Here is a 16,017-nt window from a genome sequence, read left to right as displayed (position 1 = left end):
TCTTTGCGATGTGGCGAACTGGCTTGCGAGGAAAAGATGTCGAATAGTTCCGCGGCTGCCCTGCTCGGCGGCTTTACCGGTCGGGAAAGGCTCGTTGCCCAGCTGATGTTCATCGTCGAGGCCGAGAAGCTGAAGACGGTTCTGCGCAGGACGAGGCTGCTCGACCGCTCGCGGGTGGAGAACGATGCCGAGCATACCTGGGAGCTCGCCCTGATGGCCTCCATCCTGGCGGAGCACTCGAGAGAGCCGATCGATCTTGCGAAGGTGCTGAAGATGCTCCTGATCCACGACGTCGTCGAGATCGATGCCGGGGATACGTTCGCCTTTGACAAAAGCGCGGTGCTCGATCAGGCGGAGCGCGAATTGCTGGCCGCCGAGCGGATATTCAGCCTGCTTCCTGACGACCAGACGCTGGAGTACCGCCAGCTCTGGGACGAATTCGAGGCGAAGGAGACCAGCGAGGCCCGATTCGCGAATGCGATGGACCGGCTGCAGCCGACGCTGCATAACTTCCTGACCGATGGCGGAACATGGCGCACGCCGGGCGTGACGATCGAAGACGTCAACCGGCGCGTCGCGCCGATCGCCAAGGCGTCCGGTTCGCTCGGCGATTTCATCGACGAGTTGCTTGATATTGCGATTCGCGAGGGGTTCATTGCCGTAACGTGAACCCGCGGCAGTGATGTGTTTTCCCGGGCATCGGGTTCCGGTGAGGCAATTGGCGGAGACAATCTCCATGATAACCGATCCCAAGCAGCATTGGGAAAATGTCTATGCGACAAAGTCGGAGACCGATGTCAGCTGGTTTCAGGACAGCGCGACACCATCCCTCGAATTGATCGCGCTGACGGGCGCGCGACCCGGCAATGCCATTATCGACGTCGGCGGAGGAGCGGCGCGCCTGGTCGACGGTCTCCTGCAGGCAGGTTTCGAGGATCTGACCGTACTCGACCTCTCCCGATCCGCCCTCGATGCGGCAAGGCATCGTCTTGGCCGGAAGGGGCAGGGCGTTCACTGGATCGACGCCGACGCCACGCAATGGCGCCCCGAAAGACATTACGACGTCTGGCATGATCGCGCGGCATTTCATTTCTTGACCGAATCGCTCGATCAGAACGCCTATATCGAAAGCCTGAAGCAGGCGCTGACGATCGGCGGTCACCTGATTCTGGGAACGTTTGCGCTCGACGGCCCGGAAAAATGCAGTGGTCTACCGGTCGCGCGCCATGATGCCGAAAGCCTTTCGACGCTGCTTGGGCCAGGATTTTCGTTGATCGACCATCGCCGTCACGAACACCAGACGCCCTGGGGCAGCACCCAGCGGTTCCAGTTCAGCACATTCCGACGGGCGTCTTAGGTTGGTTGAGTGCCAGTGCTCTCCGGCGAGGTGCGGTCATCTCGTGGACGCATCTTGTGTGCCGGACGTGGCTTCTGCGCCGACGCCTCAATATACTTCACTGTTGCGGATCGTGACCGGTTGTCGGCCTATGTTCAGACTGAAGTGAGCGCGATCGGCTTGCCGTAAGCAGTGGGCCGCGCCGAAGAATACGAAGAGATCCAAGTCTAGCAAATGTAATACTTAACCGATGCGCTCCGACGGGGCTGACCGCTTCGTCGCTGCCTCAACCGCATAGATCAACATCGTCACGTCTGCAGGATAATGCGTGACCGTGCTTCACTGTTGCGGTTCCAGCTCGAGTTGTGGTGCCCAACTGGCCCGATCATGACTCAGAGGCTGTTCCAAGTCGCAATGAGTCGATTAAAAGACTCGCCTTTTGCGGGGTTGTGATTTTATGATCCGGCATCCGTGAGGTGTGGGGGATGTCATGAAGGTGTTTTTTATAGCGTTGATGGGGTTTGTTGGCGCGGTGATCGGCGATGCGTCTGCGCAAGAAGGGCCAGGCACCCGCGCCGTCTGTGGACCAGACCAAGCTGTATGTTCAGAGGACAGCAAATTCCCGATGATATGTCCGGGCGGACAGGGGGTTTGTTATGGAGATCCTTTAAAAATATGCCACCCTCCTAGTTTTCCTTGCCCGACTTACCCGAAGGAGAAAGGGAAGTCTAAATAGGCATAAAACCAAGGAACGGATTTTTATTGCAGATAGGCTACGACCAAGTGCCGTCCGGGACCGAACTGGCTCGCCGATCTTCGGCGGGCATTGCCAACATTCGTTTTGCTACGAACCTTGTAACACAAACCTGGACGAGCCCAACAAATGAGCTTCTTCAGCGTTCTCAAAGGGAAAGGCGATGGTCGGAGTGGAGAGATTCGAACTCCCGACCCTCTGGTCCCAAACCAGATGCGCTACCAGACTGCGCTACACTCCGTTGCCAACGAGGAGGGCAATACACGGTTCGATCGCAGGCTGCAATAACTAAAATCGTCAATCCAATGCAGGTTCATTTCGGCGCGTTCAGGTTACTGTCAGGAAAGGGTGGCATGCGGCTCTTTTATGGTGCGGACCGTTGCGAGTCCGCGCGCCCTTAATCGGAGCAGCATATTGGACGATTCTCATGAGCCGGCTTCCGGTCGGAGCCTGCGCCCGCGCATCGGCAGTGTCACCCTCTCGGTCCTGACCGCCCTTTATATCCTGATCGTTGCCAACCATACCTTTTGGACGCGCGCGTTCGATTACATGTCGACCAAGCCCATGGCCTTCGCGGCGTTCGTCGTCGGTATCACGGCCATCACGATCGCGGCGATGACGACGTTCTCGGTCAAGTATCTCATCAAGCCGGCCCTGATCTTCTTTATCATGGTGTCGGTTCTCGCGGCATGGTTCACGGACCAGTTCGGCGTCATCATCGACAAGGAGATGATCCGCAACGCCGCCGTGACGACGCAGGCCGAGTCGGCGCATCTGATCACGCAGGCCTTCCTTCTGCACATCCTGATCAAGGGAGTTCTGCCGTCGCTGTTCATTCTGTGGGTGCGGGTTGTCCACAAGCCGTTCCTGAGGAAATTCGTCTGGAACATGGCTGTCATCATTCCCTGTCTTGCAATCTTCGTCGGCGCCGCGCTCAGCTTTTCGCAGACCTTTGCGGCTGTCGGGCGGATGCACAAGGACGTCATGCTGACGCTCAATCCGTTCCTGCCGATCAGCAGCGCGACGCGCTATGCCTTTGCCTCCGAGGAGGATCGCAACATCGTGCGCCGTCCGCTCGGCACCGACGCGCACCAGCGCACGGCGAGCGCGAACGGTAAGCCGCGCGTGACTATCATCGTCACCGGCGAGACTGCGCGCGCCCAGAATTTCTCGCTCGGCGGCTATGCACGCGAAACCAATCCGGAGATGAAGGCGAGGGGTGTCATCTACTTCTCGAACGCAACAAGCTGCGGAACCGCCACGGCTGTTTCCCTGCCGTGCATGTACTCCGTCTATCCGCGCAAGGAATATACCCATCGCAAGGGCCTGGAGACCGACAACCTGACCGATATTCTCGGTCATGCGAAGGTGAACGTCGAATGGTGGGACAACGATACCGGCAGCTACGGCGTCGCCAACCGTATCCCCTATCGCTTCCTGCCTGACAGCGCCGACCCGCGCTACTGCACGGATGGCGAATGTCTCGATACGATCCTGCTCGACAAGCTGGACGAGTGGCTTGCAGACGTCAAAACCGACAGCGTCCTCGTCCTGCATCAGCTCGGCAGCCACGGACCAGCCTACTATCGCCGCTACCCCGACGATTTCCGACGCTTCACGCCGGATTGCCGCACGGGTGAGTTCGGCTCGTGCAAGCCCGAGGAGATCGTCAATGCCTACGACAACACGATCCTCTACACCGATCACGTCGTCGCCAAGGTCATCGACACGCTGAAAGAGCACGGCAGCTCGGTCTCAGCTTCGATGCTCTACGTCTCCGACCATGGCGAGTCGCTCGGCGAGAACGGCCTCTATCTGCACGGTGCGCCCTATATCATCGCACCGGCAGAGCAGACCCGCGTTCCGATCGTTGCGTGGTTCGCGCCGGATTTCAGCGCCGCGTCGGGGATCGATACGGCGTGCATGGCGGCGCGTGCGGCGGAGCCTGCCTCGCATGACAACTTCTTCCACAGCGTGCTTGGCCTGATGGACATCGCAACCAGCATCTATGATCCGAAGTTGGATCTCTTTGCCCCTTGCCGCAAAGCAGCCGACGCGATTGCATCAGCTGCGCAGAAGGGCTGATCCGACAGAGTTTTGTAGCCGCGGGTTTTTTCTTGAAACCGAAAGGATTCGCGGCTAAGCAAAATTCATCTTTTCATGTGATCGTACATGAAAGTCGCCCCGTCCCGGGGCGATCGGTTTGAATGCGAAAGCCCAATTTCGGAGGCGTTGCAGCAATGTCTGCCAAGATCTACCGTCCAGCCAAGACCGCCATGCAGTCCGGTAAGGCCAAGACTCATCTCTGGGTCCTCGAATTCGATCAGGTGACGCCGCGCACGATCGATCCTATCATGGGCTACACGTCGTCATCAGACATGCGCCAGCAGCTCAAGCTGACGTTCGAGACGCAGGAACTGGCGGAAGCCTACGCCAAGCGCAACGGCATCGACTACCGTGTGATCGCCCCGAAGGATCCGCAGCGCCAGACGGTAGCGTATCCCGACAATTTCCGTTATACGCGGACGCAGCCCTGGACGCACTGATTAGCGTTCGCGGATAGAGATGCATTCGGTGCGGTGACGCGCCGATATCAGGCCCCTTAGCTCAGCTGGATAGAGCACCTGCCTTCTAAGCAGGTTGTCGCAGGTTCGATTCCTGCAGGGGTCGCCAACAAATTCAATGGCTTGCGGATGCTCTCGGCATTGTAATCAGGCGCCACCTACAGCGTTTTGGATGCCGTTTACAGAAAACATCCCCTTAGTCTTCTCCTCCATTCTTAGAGCGCGCTTCTGCAAAAGAGGCATTCATCCGATTCTGGCCTATATAAACGTTCTGACGCCGAACAGCGGCGGCGCGTTGCCGATGTTGCTGCAAGGTTAGAGCCTGCTCTGCAGGCGGTCGGGAAATCAGGAGCCGAAGGATGAGTTATACGTTTGCGATCGGGGATATCCACGGCTGCGTTGGTCCGCTCAAGCGTATGATCAGCCGGGTCGAAGCCTACGCTGCGGAGGGAACGATTGTGTTTCTCGGGGACTATGTCGATCGCGGTCCTGACAGCAAGGCCGTCATCGATATGCTGATGGATGCGGCTCCCGCGGGCTGGCGCTGGATCGCCCTCAAGGGCAATCACGAAGACATGATGGTCGGCGCCTGCGACGGAACTCAGGATGAAAGCTGGTGGCTCGGAAACGGCGGCTTGGAAACCCGCAGGTCCTTCGGCGGCGACATTCCCGCCGATCGCCTCGACTGGGCGAGGGCCCTGCCGCTCTTTTACCAGGACGAGCATCGGATCTTCGTTCATGGCGGCGTTCACGAAGGTGTCTATTTCGAGGATCAGTCGCCTGACGATTTCATGTGGACGCGCTTCGCGCCGGGGTATTCGAGCGAATATTGGGGCAAGCACCTGGTCCATGGCCATACGCCCTCGCCGAAGAACCCGCTGACGACAGGCAATCGGACGAACCTCGATAGCGGCTGCGTCTTCGGGCAGAAGCTCTCCTGTGCCGTTTTCAACGACAGCCTTCCCGGCGGTCCGATCGAGTTCATCGAGGTGGCGGCCTGAGGGCGGTTTGTTGCGGACGGGATGGTGTGAAGCGCCTGTCGGGGTTGGAGTTTTCCATTTATTTCCGTTTCTTTGAGGCGTGCCCCTCGCAACCGTCTGATCGCGCGACTAGATTGTCGTTAGCGGCGAGACTGCCCGGGTAAGGAGAATCATAGATGAGAAGGTTTCTGGCATTCGCTGCTGCCGGCATGATGATCGGGCTATCGGCATTGGCGTCGGCATGCGCGACCCCTCCGAATTCGATGGGATCGGCTTCCGGCTACTATCCTGGCGATTCCATGAATCGTGCCTGCCTTGATGGGTTCAGGCCCAGCGACAACCGGTCGTGTAGCTATTAATTTTCTGCACTGGGTCGCCGTCTCTGACGGTGCGCGCTAAGCTTTTTGACGAAATGACGGCGGAATTTCCGCTGTGCCGTGCCGCCGCTGCATAGGTGGTATTCGCGTGATTTGCGTCGCTTCGCCTTGTCACTGCCCAGGTTGACGCCTATCTCCGCGCCATACGATCCGTGCGGCCAGAACCGCCGATCTCATTCCACAAGAAGCCAACCTTGCGCAGGCATCGGCCGCGGCAACAACGCCGTGTGACGATCTGCTGCGGACGAAAGGACGCATGACGATGGAAACTGCTAAGACACTTCTGGAAATGAGCATCCGCGAGCGCAGACAGTTCTTTGCGACCGTTGCCGATGCGCTTGAAGCGCGGGCGAGCGAGGCCTTCTCTGATGGCAACATCCGCTTTGCCGCGAACTCGATGAATCTTGCCCTGGCAATTCGGGGAAATGCCGTTGAGCTCTCGACGACGAATTTAAAGGCCGCCGAAATCCTGCTGCAGCAGGGGATCAATCTTGTCGATCAGTTCCAGAACGACAAAGCTCCGTCACACACCCTCCATTAGTCTCAGACCGATCCAGCAGAATGTCTCCTTTCGGTGACTTAACGCTATGGCATCAGGCCCTGGCGGACGGCTGGACATCACTGTCGATTCTCTCCAACCTGCTTTCAGCGCGCCCACGTCGTCGCGGCGCGATAACAATGGGAACGAGAGAACGATGGTCGACAGGTTGAAGGGCAAGATTGCAATCATTTCCGGCGGGGCGACCGGAATGGGCGGGGCGGCATCGAGGCTTTTTGCAGCCGAGGGCGCCAAGGTTGCGGTAATCGATCGCAACGAGGCGGCGTCGCTCGAGACCGTCGAGGCCATCCGCGCCGCGGGCGGCACCGCCGACTATTGGGTCGCCGATGTTTCCGACGAGGCACAGGTCATTGCGGCGGCGAAGGGGGTCGAGGAGCGCTTCGGCGCGGTCACGGTGCTCTTCAATCACGCCGGCACAATCGTCATCAAGCCGTTCCTCGAAACGACGCTCGAGGAGTGGGAGTGGCTGCACGCCGTCAACGTGCGATCGATGTTCCTGATGACGCGGGCAGTGCTTCCCGGAATGATCTCCGCCGGCGGCGGCTCGATCGTCTGCACCTCGTCGATCTCCGCGGTGGCGGCGACGCCGATGGAAGTGCTTTACGACACCACCAAGGGCGCCGTGCATATGTTCGCGCGCGCGATCGGGGTTGAATTCCGAGACCGCAACATTCGCTGCAATGCGGTCTGCCCGGGCTTTATCCGTACGCCGCACGGTCTGCGTGAGGTCAACGAGTTGCAGGCGCTCGGCGTCGACGTTTCGGATGCCGCGATTGCGGCGCAGCAGGGTCGCATCGGCGAACCCGAGGACGTGGCGCGCGCCGCGCTCTATCTGGCCAGCGACGAGTCGATGTTCGTCAATGGCGCGCATCTCTTTGTCGATAACGGCTTCACGGCGATCTGATCCGAGGATTGCTGTCGGGAAAATGAAAAGGCCGAGATGCTGATCTCGGCCTTTTCTGCTTTCTATCCAGATCGTGCCCGCTTAGCGGCTAGCCTTTGCGGTGTGGCGACGACCCTTGCCGATATCGGGCAGGAAGATGGTCAGCAGCCCGAGCAGCGGCAGGTAGGAGCAAATGCGGTAGACAAACTCGATCCCCATATGATCCGCCACCATGCCGAGACCCGCAGCGCCGATGCCGCCGATGCCGAAGGCAAAGCCGAAGAACAGGCCGGCGATCATGCCGACGCGACCGGGTACCAGCTCCTGGGCGAAAACGACGATCGCCGAGAAGGCCGAGGCGAGGATCACACCGATCAGGAACGTCAGGAAGATCGTCCAGGTGTAGTCGGCGTAAGGCAGCGCCAGCGTGAAGGGCAGGGCACCGAGGATCGAGAACCAGATCACGAACTTCGTGCCGAACCAGTCGACGACAGGCCCGCCGGCGACAGTGCCGATGGCAACGGCGCCGAGGAACACGAAGAGCAGAATCTGAGCCTGCTGAACCGAAACACCGAAGCGCTCGATCATGTAGAAGGTGTAGTAGCTCGAAAGGCTCGTCATGTAGAGGTACTTCGAGACAACCAGCAGCGCCAAGACGGCGATCGCGGTGATGACCTTCTTGCGCGGCAGCTGGACTGCGGCTGTTGGGGCCTTGCGGCCGGCGTTGCTCTTGCGGTGTTCGGCATACCAGGCGCCGACGCGCCACAGGATGATCATGCCGGTCAGGGCCGCCAGCGAGAACCACGCGACGCTGTGCTGGCCGCGCGGCAGTACGATGAACGCCGCCAGCAGCGGGCCGATCGCCGAGCCGAAATTGCCACCCACCTGAAACAGCGACTGCGCGAGGCCGTGACGTCCGCCGGATGCCAGCCGGGCGACACGCGAGGACTCCGGATGAAACACGGCCGAGCCGAGACCGACGACGCCGGCGCCGACCAGCAGCACCCAGTAGGCATGCGCATAGGCCAGCAGCACCAGGCCGATCAGCGTGAAGCCCATGCCGATGGAAAGCGAATAGGGCAACGGGCGCTTGTCGGTGTAGATGCCGATCAGCGGCTGTAGAAGTGACGCAGTGACCTGGAACACGAGGCCAAGGAAGCCGATCTGCGTGAAATCGAGGCCGTAGCCTTCCTTGATCATCGGATAAAGCGCCGGGATCAGCGACTGCATGGTGTCGTTGAGGAGGTGGCAGAAGCTCACCGCCATGATGATCCCGAAAACCGTCTGTTCCGCAGAGTGTTTCCCTGCCGTCATTGCGTTGTCTGTCACGATTCTACTCCGTCGTTTGACGGTCTGGAGATAGCCGACTTGTCGTCGTCCCGCTTTCGTGTTTTGGTCTGGTTATTTCGCGAGTGGGCCAAAATGACGAAAATGAGACAGACACCAGCGGCGAGCCAGCTGGCCGAACTTCATGTCGAGCGGCTGGCGGCGATCGAGGCGGCGTCGGGGCCCGTCTATGCGATCCCGTCGGAATATCCTGCCGGCTATCATGTGAAGCCGCACAACCATAGCCGGGCGCAGTTCGTCTACGCCCGCGCAGGGGTGGTGATGGTCTCGTCGGTGCAGGGGCGGTGGATGGTTCCGCCGCAGCATGCGCTGTGGATCCCGGCCGGGCTCGTCCACACCGTCGACATGCTGGGGGAGGTTTCCATGCTCTCCGCCTATGTGTTGCCCGATGTGCTTAGCGATCCTCCGTCCGCCATCCGCGTCGTCGCCGTCTCGGATCTTGCCCGTGCCCTGATTATCGAGGCGGTCGCGCCCGTAGCAGAAGCCAGGACCGGGCGCCGGGAGCTTGTCATGGCCCTCTTGCTGGAAGAGGTGCTCCGGCTGCCCGATCGTCCGCTCGGGCTGCCTTTCCCATCCGATCAGAGGCTGGCCAACCTCTGTCGCGGTTTTCTCGACAATCCGAGCGCCCGGCTTGTCATCGACGACTGGGCCGAGCGGCTTGCGATGAGTCGTCGCGCCTTCACCCGCTTCTTTCGGAAGGAGACGGGAATCAGCCTCTCGACATGGCGTCAGCAGGCGGCGGTCTTCACGGCGCTGCCGCGTCTTGCAGGCGGAGAAACGGTCACCGCTGTAGCGCTCGATCTTGGCTACGACAGCGTTGCTGCGTTTACGACGATGTTCCGGCGGATGCTCGGCGCAGCGCCCCGCTCCTACTTCAAGACCGGTGAGCAGTCCTCCTCATAAGCGCTTTCGTTTGACATTCGTTTTGTTTTCGTTTTATGTGTGGCGACTTTCAAATGCCGCAGGCGTTTGTCATTATTAGTTCCAGGCTCGGAGGAATACGTGGGCCAGCACGTTCATGATCTTTTCGTTATCGGCGGCGGCATAAATGGCTGTGGTATTGCCCGGGACGCGGCGGGGCGCGGCTATTCCGTGGCGCTTGCGGAGATGAATGATTTTGCCTCCGGCACTTCATCCGGCGCGACGAAACTGATCCATGGCGGCTTGCGCTATCTCGAGCACTACGAGTTTCGGTTGGTGCGCGAAGCGCTGATGGAGCGCGAGGTCCTCTGGGCGATGGCGCCGCATATCATCTGGCCGATGCGCTTCGTTCTGCCGTACCACAAGGGCGGCATTCGTCCTGCGTGGCTGATCCGACTCGGTCTCTTCCTCTACGATCATCTGGGCGGTCGCAAGCTTTTGCCTGCCACCGCAGTGCTCGACATGCGCCGCGATGCAGCGGCAAAGCCGCTGAAATCGCTGTTTACGAAGGCCTTCGAGTATTCGGACGGCTGGGTGGACGATGCGCGCATGGTCGTACTCAACGCGCGCGATGCCGCCGATCGTGGCGCGCTCATCATGCCGCGCACGAAGGTCACCTCGGCTCGCCGCGAGGGCGATCTCTGGTCGATTGAAACCGTCGATGCACTCAGCGGTGTGCAGACGACACACAAGGCGCGGATGTTGGTGAACGCCGCCGGTCCATGGGTCGACCATGTCATCCGCGAAGCCTTTGGCCAGCATGAGGCGCGTCACGTGCGGCTTGTTCAGGGCAGCCACATCATCGTCAGGAAGAAATTCGATGGGCCGCGCGCCTATTTCTTCCAGAATCCTGACAACCGCATCATCTTTGCGATCCCTTATGAGCAGGACTTCACGCTGATCGGTACGACGGACCGGGATTATGCCGGTAACCCGCGCGATGTGAAGATTTCCGAAGAAGAGATTGCCTACCTCTGCGGCGCCGCCAGTGAATACTTCAAGGAACCCGTGCGCTCCGAGGATATCGTCTGGACTTATTCGGCTGTTCGCCCGTTGTTCGACGACGGCGCCTCCAAGGCCCAGGAAGCGACGCGCGATTATGTGCTGAAGATCGAAGGCGAGGGCAGCGGTGCGCCGCTTCTTAACGTGTTCGGCGGCAAGCTGACCACCTATCGCCGGCTTGCCGAGCACGCCCTGGAGAAGATTGCCGGCGCCATCGGGGCGAAGGGTGGTTCCTGGACCGCCGGCAGTCACCTGCCGGGCGGCGATTTTCCGGCGACCGGCTATGATGCCGAGGTCGCGAAACTGAAGACCGCCTATCCATTTCTCACCGAACCGCACGCCGGCCGTCTCGTTCGTCGCTACGGGACGAGGGCGGCCATGCTGCTCGGCGCCTCCTCGCGGACGGAAGACCTCGGATATTGCTTCGGAGCCGATCTTTACGAGGTCGAGGTTCGCTATCTCATCGATCACGAATGGGCGAAGACGGCGGATGATATCCTCTGGCGACGCACCAAGGACGGCCTACGCCTCACCAAAGAGCAGGCCGCAATACTGGCGGATCACATGGCCGGGCGGCCCGCGCTGATGGCGGGCTGAGTTCTATCGATTCCGTCGCGAGAACGTCTGGCCGCTAAGGGACCTCATGACCTTTCACCCGCTCAAGCGGGTGGATACTGTCTGCTTACGTCCCGCTCCCTTATAGGTAACTGGTCCCGTGTGCCAATAGGCTTGATGCTGATGGCTTGACCTGTGGCGGCATCACTGATTGCTAGGCGCGAATACGCCGAATTTCTCTGACAGCCGACACGGGGACGGAAATACACCATGTTTTTGACCGAGCAGGAACTCCAGCGGATCACAGCATTTCGGCAGGAACTTCACCGATACCCCGAGGTGTCGGGCGACGAGCGCGAAACCGCGGGACGGGTAAAGCAGGCACTGCTTGAAACATGTCCCGACGAGCTGATCGAGGCGCTAGGCGGGCACGGGGTTGCGGCTGTTTATGCAGGTGCAGCCGATGGGCCGACCGTCCTCGTCCGCGCGGAATTGGACGGCCTGCCGATTGAAGAAATCTCGGATGTGCCGCATCGCTCACTTGTCTCCGACAAGGGACATCTCTGCGGCCATGACGGCCACATGGCGATATTGCTTGCGTTGGCGGCCGGTCTTGCGAAGAGAGGACCCGAGAGGGGCCGCGTGGTCCTGCTTTTCCAGCCGGCGGAGGAGAATGGCGCAGGAGCGGCCGCGGTCCTTTCCGATCCGGCCTTTGCCGCGTTGCGGCCTGATCTCTCCCTATCGCTGCACAATTTTCCGGGGGCGGCGCTGGGCCACGTGCTTCTGCGCGAGGGACCCGTGAACTGTGCGTCTCGCGGGATGAAAGTCATCCTTCGCGGCAAGACCTCGCACGCGTCCTATCCGGAGGATGGGATTGCTCCGACCTTTGCTCTGGGACGCCTGCTGAGCGGCCTGACCGCGCTCGGCAACAACGCGCCGCTTGGTCCCGACTATACGCTTGTGACCGTGACCCATGCCCGGCTCGGCGAGCCGGCCTTCGGGATCAGTCCCGGCTACGCAGAAATCTGGGCGACGTTGAGAACGCTGACCGACGACAAGATGGCGGAACTCGTCGAGGCTGCCGAGCGGCTTGCCGGCGAGGAGGCGCGTGTTACTGGCTTGCAGCTCGAGATCAGTTACGAGGATGTCTTCCGGCAATGCTTCAATTCACCTGAGGCGACGGCCGTTCTCAATCAGGCACTTGCGGACGAAGGTGTGAGCGTCGAGAGCGAGAGCGCGCTGTTGCCGATGAAGGCATCCGAGGATTTCGGGCTCTTCCGGACGGTGGCACCGTCCGCGATGTTCTTTCTCGGTGCCGGCGAAGGCCATCCGCGCCTGCACAACCCGGACTATGATTTTCCCGATGCGCTGATTTCGATCGGCGCGCGGATATTCATGCGCGCCATCAGAAACACGCTTGGATGAGAAGCCCAATGAAATCCAGCTGCATCCTACCGCTAAAGGTGCGATTGCATCGCTCTCCCTCGCGATCGAAAATTGTGCTGTCGATCGAGTTTCGAGAGGATAGCCGACGTGGACACGCCCTTGCCGTCTAGCCAGCGACTGGCTCGCACGCCGCAGGTCCGGCGGTGGCTGAAGAATTGCGCGCTGATGGTTCTTGGCCTCGCCGTCGCGGGATCGAGCAGCCCGCCGACAAATGCGGGTCTTGCCAAATTCGAAGCCCTTTACTCCGATCCGTTGCCGGCGCCTCGCGGACCACTGCGGGTCTTCCACCTCGGACATAGCCTGGTTGGAAGAGACATGCCAGCCATGCTTGCCGAACTGGCGCCGAAGGGGCATGCCTATGAAAGCCAGCTCGGTTGGGGCACTCCACTGAAAGATCATTGGGGACCAAGCGACCGCATCAACGGATTTGCCGCCGAGAACAACCATCCTCGCTATCGTGATGCGCGGCAGGCCCTGCAGAGCGGCGATTACGACGTATTCGTGATGACCGAGATGGTCGAGATCCGTGACGCCATCCGCTATTTCGACAGTCCCGAATATGTGCGCCGTTGGGCCGATCTGGCGCGCAAATCGAGGCCGGATATCCGCATCTATCTCTACGAGACATGGAGCCAGCTCGACGATCCCGAGGGCTGGCTGCAGCGGCTCGACGCGGATCCCGGTCGATACTGGGAAGGTGAAATTCTGCTGCAGGCGGGCGTACCGACGGGAGGCGAACGCCCCATCTACGTTATCCCGGCTGGCCGCGTGATGGCACGCGTGGCGCGGGCAATCGAGGCCGGCGAGATCGAGGGTCTATCCAAGCGCGAAGAACTGTTCCGCGTCGACAAGCTCGGCAAGCGGGACATGATCCATTTCAACGATTACGGCGCCTATATGGTCGCGCTGACACACTATGCGGTGCTCTATCAATGCAGTCCCGAGGGTTTGCCCTACGAGCTTCGGCGCGGTGACGGGACGCCGGCCGCGTCCCTGACGGCAGCGGCGGCGTTGCGGATGCAGCAGCTCGTCTGGGATGTCGTGACGAAGATACCGCAGACGGGTATTGCCCCCGGTGCCGCCAGGGGCGAGCGCGAGGCCGCCGCCTGCCGCGCCAAGCTGACGGCTGTGCGGTAGGGAGTGCAGAGGCGTTCCGCCCCGCGCGCAGCGCGGCCGGTAGTGGCAGAGTTGGCAGTCGTCAATTCTCGGCCGCTCGATGCGCATTGCTCTCGTGCGTTTTTGCCGCTCAAAGTTGAGCTGGAACTGATCGACACCTCGCCGGAATTGCGCAATAGTCAGTTGGCAAAGCCCGGCGGGCGCTTCGCGCTATCGGTCGGGATGCCTGATATTTCGACATTTAAAGGCAACGGGATCATCATGTTCGCGCAAGACCTTATGAATACGAACCTCACGACCATCAGCTCCGACAGCAGCGTGCATCAGGCGATCGACCTGATGGTGGCAAAGGACATCAGCGGTCTGCCTGTGGTCGACAACGACGGCAATCTTTGCGGCATGCTCACCGAAGGCGATCTGATGCGCCGCATCGAATTCGGAAGCGGAAGACATTTGGGAACGCAGGGTCAAGCGACCTCGCTTGTCGACTACGACACCTATATTCGCAGCCACAGCTGGCGGGTCTCTGATCTCATGACATCCAACCTCGTCAGCGTCGCCCCGAATGCGCCGGCAGCGGCCGTGGCCGAGGCGATGTTTGCGCACAAGATCAAGCGGGTCCCTGTCGTCGAGGGCACGCGCCTTCTCGGCATCATCAGTCGCGTGGACCTGCTGAAGGGGATCGCCGGCGTTCCCGCAAACAGCGTCGCGAGCGGCGACGATGCCCTGTGTCGCGCCATTCGTGCGCGATTGCAGGCAGACCTCGGTCTCGACGGTGACCGCATCAAGGTATCGGTGGAGGATTCCCGGGCCATTCTCGAGGGAACCGTCTCGAGCGAACTGGAGCGCCGGGCTATACGCGTGCTGGTCGAGAATGTGCGCGGTGTTGCCGGCTTCATCGACCGGCTGAGCGTCGCGGCCTGACGGCTGCTCATCAGGGCTTTCGCAAAATCCGTTTGGCATGCGTCGCCATCACGCGTTCTTCGTTCGTCGGAATGACCAGGACCTTGAAATCTCCAAGGAAACGCAGGCGATCGAGGATCGCCTGCCGTACGGGCGCGGCGTGTTCGCCGATACCGCCGGTAAAGATGATGCCGTCTATGCCACCCATCGAAACGGCCATGACCGCGGCGAATTGCGCGGCCTTCAACGCGAAGTAGTCGAGCGCGAAGGCGGCATTTTCATCGTTGCTTGCCAACAGCTGCTCGACATCGCTTGTCATACCGGAAAGCCCCTTCAATCCGGATTGCTCGTAAAGCGTCTCCTGGATGTTCTCGGCACCGAGGCCGAGATCGTGAAGCATGTAGATCACCGCGCCGGGGTCGATCGAGCCGCTGCGTGTTCCCATCGGCAGCCCGTCGAGGGCCGTCATGCTCATCGTCGTGTCGATGCTGACGCCACCCTTCATCGCGCAGAGGCTGGCACCGTTCCCGAGGTGGCCGACGACGACGCGGCCTCGATGCAAATCCGGATGCTTTTCCGCCAGTACGCCCGAGATCCACTCGTAGGAAAGGCCGTGAAAGCCGTAGCGACGAATGCCCTTGCCGCGGAGATCGCTCGGCAACGCAAAGCTGCTTATCAGGTCATCGTGGCCGGCATGAAATGCCGTGTCGAAGCAGGCGATGTCCTGGGCATCGCCAGCCAGTTTCGCCGATGCGGCAATGCCGGCGAGATTATGGGGCTGATGCAGCGGTGCCAGGGGTATGAGTGCTTCGAGACGGCGCATGACATCAGGCGTGACGACGACCGGCTCGGTAAATTCTTGGCCGCCGTGAACCACGCGGTGGACGACGGCGAGCGTATGCCAGTTTTCGCTATGCGCGCTCATCAGGTCCACGACGGCGCGAAGTGCGGCGTCATGATCTGTGTCGTCAGGCAAGGCGGTTTCGGTCTTCTTCCCGCCGGGCAGATCGGCGCGAAGCCTGGGGTCGGTGCCGATCCCGGTGATCTTGCCACGCAGGAGAACCTCGAGGTTCTCTTCGCGGAATACCTGAAACTTCAGGCTCGATGAACCGGTATTGAGAACAAGCAAAGTATCGATCATGGATGTCTGCCGATATCGTTCGAAACGGGAGGCAAGCCGGTCACCATGGCGACCGGCCATACAGCTTAGACGCATGGCGCTCTACGCATCAGGCCTGATGCGTAGATTCAATAAGATAGAGCGTCCTTGTGCG

At 60.6% G+C, this 16,017-nt stretch carries 15 protein-coding genes and 2 tRNA genes; 14 read left to right on the top strand and 3 right to left on the bottom strand.

Annotated elements, in window-relative coordinates:
• The first annotated feature begins 36 nt into the window (after window positions 1-36).
• The gene (locus FZ934_RS08695; protein ID WP_153270749.1) at window positions 37-669 is read left to right on the top strand and encodes an HD domain-containing protein; all 633 of its coding nucleotides are present in this window, start codon (window positions 37-39) and stop codon (window positions 667-669) included.
• Between the two features lie 67 nt (window positions 670-736).
• A complete protein-coding gene (locus FZ934_RS08690) occupies window positions 737-1,357 on the top strand; it encodes a class I SAM-dependent methyltransferase (RefSeq protein WP_153270748.1) in 621 nt (206 codons plus the stop codon).
• An 897-nt stretch (window positions 1,358-2,254) separates the two neighbouring features.
• Here FZ934_RS08690 and FZ934_RS08685 read toward each other — a convergent pair.
• Window positions 2,255-2,331: transfer RNA gene (locus FZ934_RS08685), tRNA-Pro, on the bottom strand.
• Window positions 2,332-2,504: 173 nt separating this feature from the next.
• Here FZ934_RS08685 and FZ934_RS08680 point away from each other — a divergent pair.
• From FZ934_RS08680 to FZ934_RS08655, 7 genes are all read left to right on the top strand, one after another.
• Window positions 2,505-4,175, top strand: a complete 1,671-nt coding sequence (locus FZ934_RS08680; RefSeq protein WP_246737863.1) for a phosphoethanolamine transferase — start codon at window positions 2,505-2,507, stop codon at window positions 4,173-4,175.
• A 155-nt stretch (window positions 4,176-4,330) separates the two neighbouring features.
• Entirely contained in the window at window positions 4,331-4,636 is a 306-nt protein-coding gene (locus tag FZ934_RS08675; protein WP_153270746.1) for an ETC complex I subunit, read from the top strand.
• Window positions 4,637-4,686: 50 nt separating this feature from the next.
• Window positions 4,687-4,763: transfer RNA gene (locus FZ934_RS08670), tRNA-Arg, on the top strand.
• 250 nt (window positions 4,764-5,013) lie between these two features.
• Entirely contained in the window at window positions 5,014-5,655 is a 642-nt protein-coding gene (locus tag FZ934_RS08665; RefSeq protein WP_153270745.1) for a metallophosphoesterase family protein, read from the top strand.
• 155 nt (window positions 5,656-5,810) lie between these two features.
• Entirely contained in the window at window positions 5,811-5,993 is a 183-nt protein-coding gene (locus FZ934_RS28065; protein WP_246737862.1) for a hypothetical protein, read from the top strand.
• A gap of 274 nt (window positions 5,994-6,267) precedes the next feature.
• Entirely contained in the window at window positions 6,268-6,552 is a 285-nt protein-coding gene (locus FZ934_RS08660; RefSeq protein ID WP_246737861.1) for a hypothetical protein, read from the top strand.
• Between the two features lie 154 nt (window positions 6,553-6,706).
• Window positions 6,707-7,474, top strand: a complete 768-nt coding sequence (locus FZ934_RS08655; RefSeq protein ID WP_153270744.1) for an SDR family NAD(P)-dependent oxidoreductase — start codon at window positions 6,707-6,709, stop codon at window positions 7,472-7,474.
• A gap of 81 nt (window positions 7,475-7,555) precedes the next feature.
• On the opposite strand, the gene FZ934_RS08650 is transcribed toward FZ934_RS08655, so the two are convergent.
• Window positions 7,556-8,767 (bottom strand): MFS transporter, encoded by a 1,212-nt coding sequence (locus FZ934_RS08650; protein ID WP_153272400.1) that lies wholly within the window; start codon window positions 8,765-8,767, stop codon window positions 7,556-7,558.
• A 108-nt stretch (window positions 8,768-8,875) separates the two neighbouring features.
• Between FZ934_RS08650 and FZ934_RS08645 the strand changes: the two genes are divergently transcribed.
• From FZ934_RS08645 to FZ934_RS08625, 5 genes are all read left to right on the top strand, one after another.
• The gene (locus FZ934_RS08645) at window positions 8,876-9,703 is read left to right on the top strand and encodes an AraC family transcriptional regulator (protein WP_153270743.1); all 828 of its coding nucleotides are present in this window, start codon (window positions 8,876-8,878) and stop codon (window positions 9,701-9,703) included.
• Window positions 9,704-9,802: 99 nt separating this feature from the next.
• Complete coding sequence (gene glpD, locus FZ934_RS08640; RefSeq protein ID WP_153270742.1) at window positions 9,803-11,320, top strand: glycerol-3-phosphate dehydrogenase; 1,518 nt, start codon at window positions 9,803-9,805, stop codon at window positions 11,318-11,320.
• A gap of 228 nt (window positions 11,321-11,548) precedes the next feature.
• Window positions 11,549-12,703 (top strand): amidohydrolase, encoded by a 1,155-nt coding sequence (locus FZ934_RS08635; RefSeq protein WP_153270741.1) that lies wholly within the window; start codon window positions 11,549-11,551, stop codon window positions 12,701-12,703.
• Between the two features lie 108 nt (window positions 12,704-12,811).
• Window positions 12,812-13,861: a hypothetical protein gene (locus FZ934_RS08630; RefSeq protein ID WP_203437217.1), complete on the top strand. Its 1,050-nt coding sequence runs from the start codon at window positions 12,812-12,814 to the stop codon at window positions 13,859-13,861.
• A 258-nt stretch (window positions 13,862-14,119) separates the two neighbouring features.
• Entirely contained in the window at window positions 14,120-14,764 is a 645-nt protein-coding gene (locus FZ934_RS08625; RefSeq protein WP_246737859.1) for a CBS domain-containing protein, read from the top strand.
• 10 nt (window positions 14,765-14,774) lie between these two features.
• Here FZ934_RS08625 and FZ934_RS08620 read toward each other — a convergent pair whose 3' ends face one another.
• The gene (locus FZ934_RS08620) at window positions 14,775-15,884 is read right to left on the bottom strand and encodes an acetate/propionate family kinase (RefSeq protein WP_153270739.1); all 1,110 of its coding nucleotides are present in this window, start codon (window positions 15,882-15,884) and stop codon (window positions 14,775-14,777) included.
• Between the last annotated feature and the right edge of the window lie 133 nt (window positions 15,885-16,017).

The organism is Rhizobium grahamii (assembly GCF_009498215.1).
Lineage (GTDB): Bacteria > Pseudomonadota > Alphaproteobacteria > Rhizobiales > Rhizobiaceae > Rhizobium > Rhizobium grahamii_A.
The sequence above is the reverse complement of the archived record's forward strand: the minus strand, read 5'-3'. Positions and strand labels throughout refer to the sequence as shown.

Bases quoted from the DNA above. Each gene is read 5' to 3' on its own strand.
- FZ934_RS08620 (WP_153270739.1), bottom strand. From the start codon at position 15,884: ATGATCGATACTTTGCTTGTTCTCAATACCGGTTCATCGAGCCTGAAG.
- FZ934_RS08695 (WP_153270749.1), top strand. From the start codon at position 37: ATGTCGAATAGTTCCGCGGCTGCCCTGCTCGGCGGCTTTACCGGTCGG.
- FZ934_RS08655 (WP_153270744.1), top strand. From the start codon at position 6,707: ATGGTCGACAGGTTGAAGGGCAAGATTGCAATCATTTCCGGCGGGGCG.
- FZ934_RS08645 (WP_153270743.1), top strand. From the start codon at position 8,876: ATGACGAAAATGAGACAGACACCAGCGGCGAGCCAGCTGGCCGAACTT.
- FZ934_RS08665 (WP_153270745.1), top strand. From the start codon at position 5,014: ATGAGTTATACGTTTGCGATCGGGGATATCCACGGCTGCGTTGGTCCG.
- FZ934_RS08650 (WP_153272400.1), bottom strand. From the start codon at position 8,767: ATGACGGCAGGGAAACACTCTGCGGAACAGACGGTTTTCGGGATCATC.
- FZ934_RS08625 (WP_246737859.1), top strand. From the start codon at position 14,120: ATGAATACGAACCTCACGACCATCAGCTCCGACAGCAGCGTGCATCAG.
- FZ934_RS08660 (WP_246737861.1), top strand. From the start codon at position 6,268: ATGACGATGGAAACTGCTAAGACACTTCTGGAAATGAGCATCCGCGAG.
- FZ934_RS08675 (WP_153270746.1), top strand. From the start codon at position 4,331: ATGTCTGCCAAGATCTACCGTCCAGCCAAGACCGCCATGCAGTCCGGT.
- FZ934_RS08635 (WP_153270741.1), top strand. From the start codon at position 11,549: ATGTTTTTGACCGAGCAGGAACTCCAGCGGATCACAGCATTTCGGCAG.
- FZ934_RS28065 (WP_246737862.1), top strand. From the start codon at position 5,811: ATGAGAAGGTTTCTGGCATTCGCTGCTGCCGGCATGATGATCGGGCTA.
- FZ934_RS08690 (WP_153270748.1), top strand. From the start codon at position 737: ATGATAACCGATCCCAAGCAGCATTGGGAAAATGTCTATGCGACAAAG.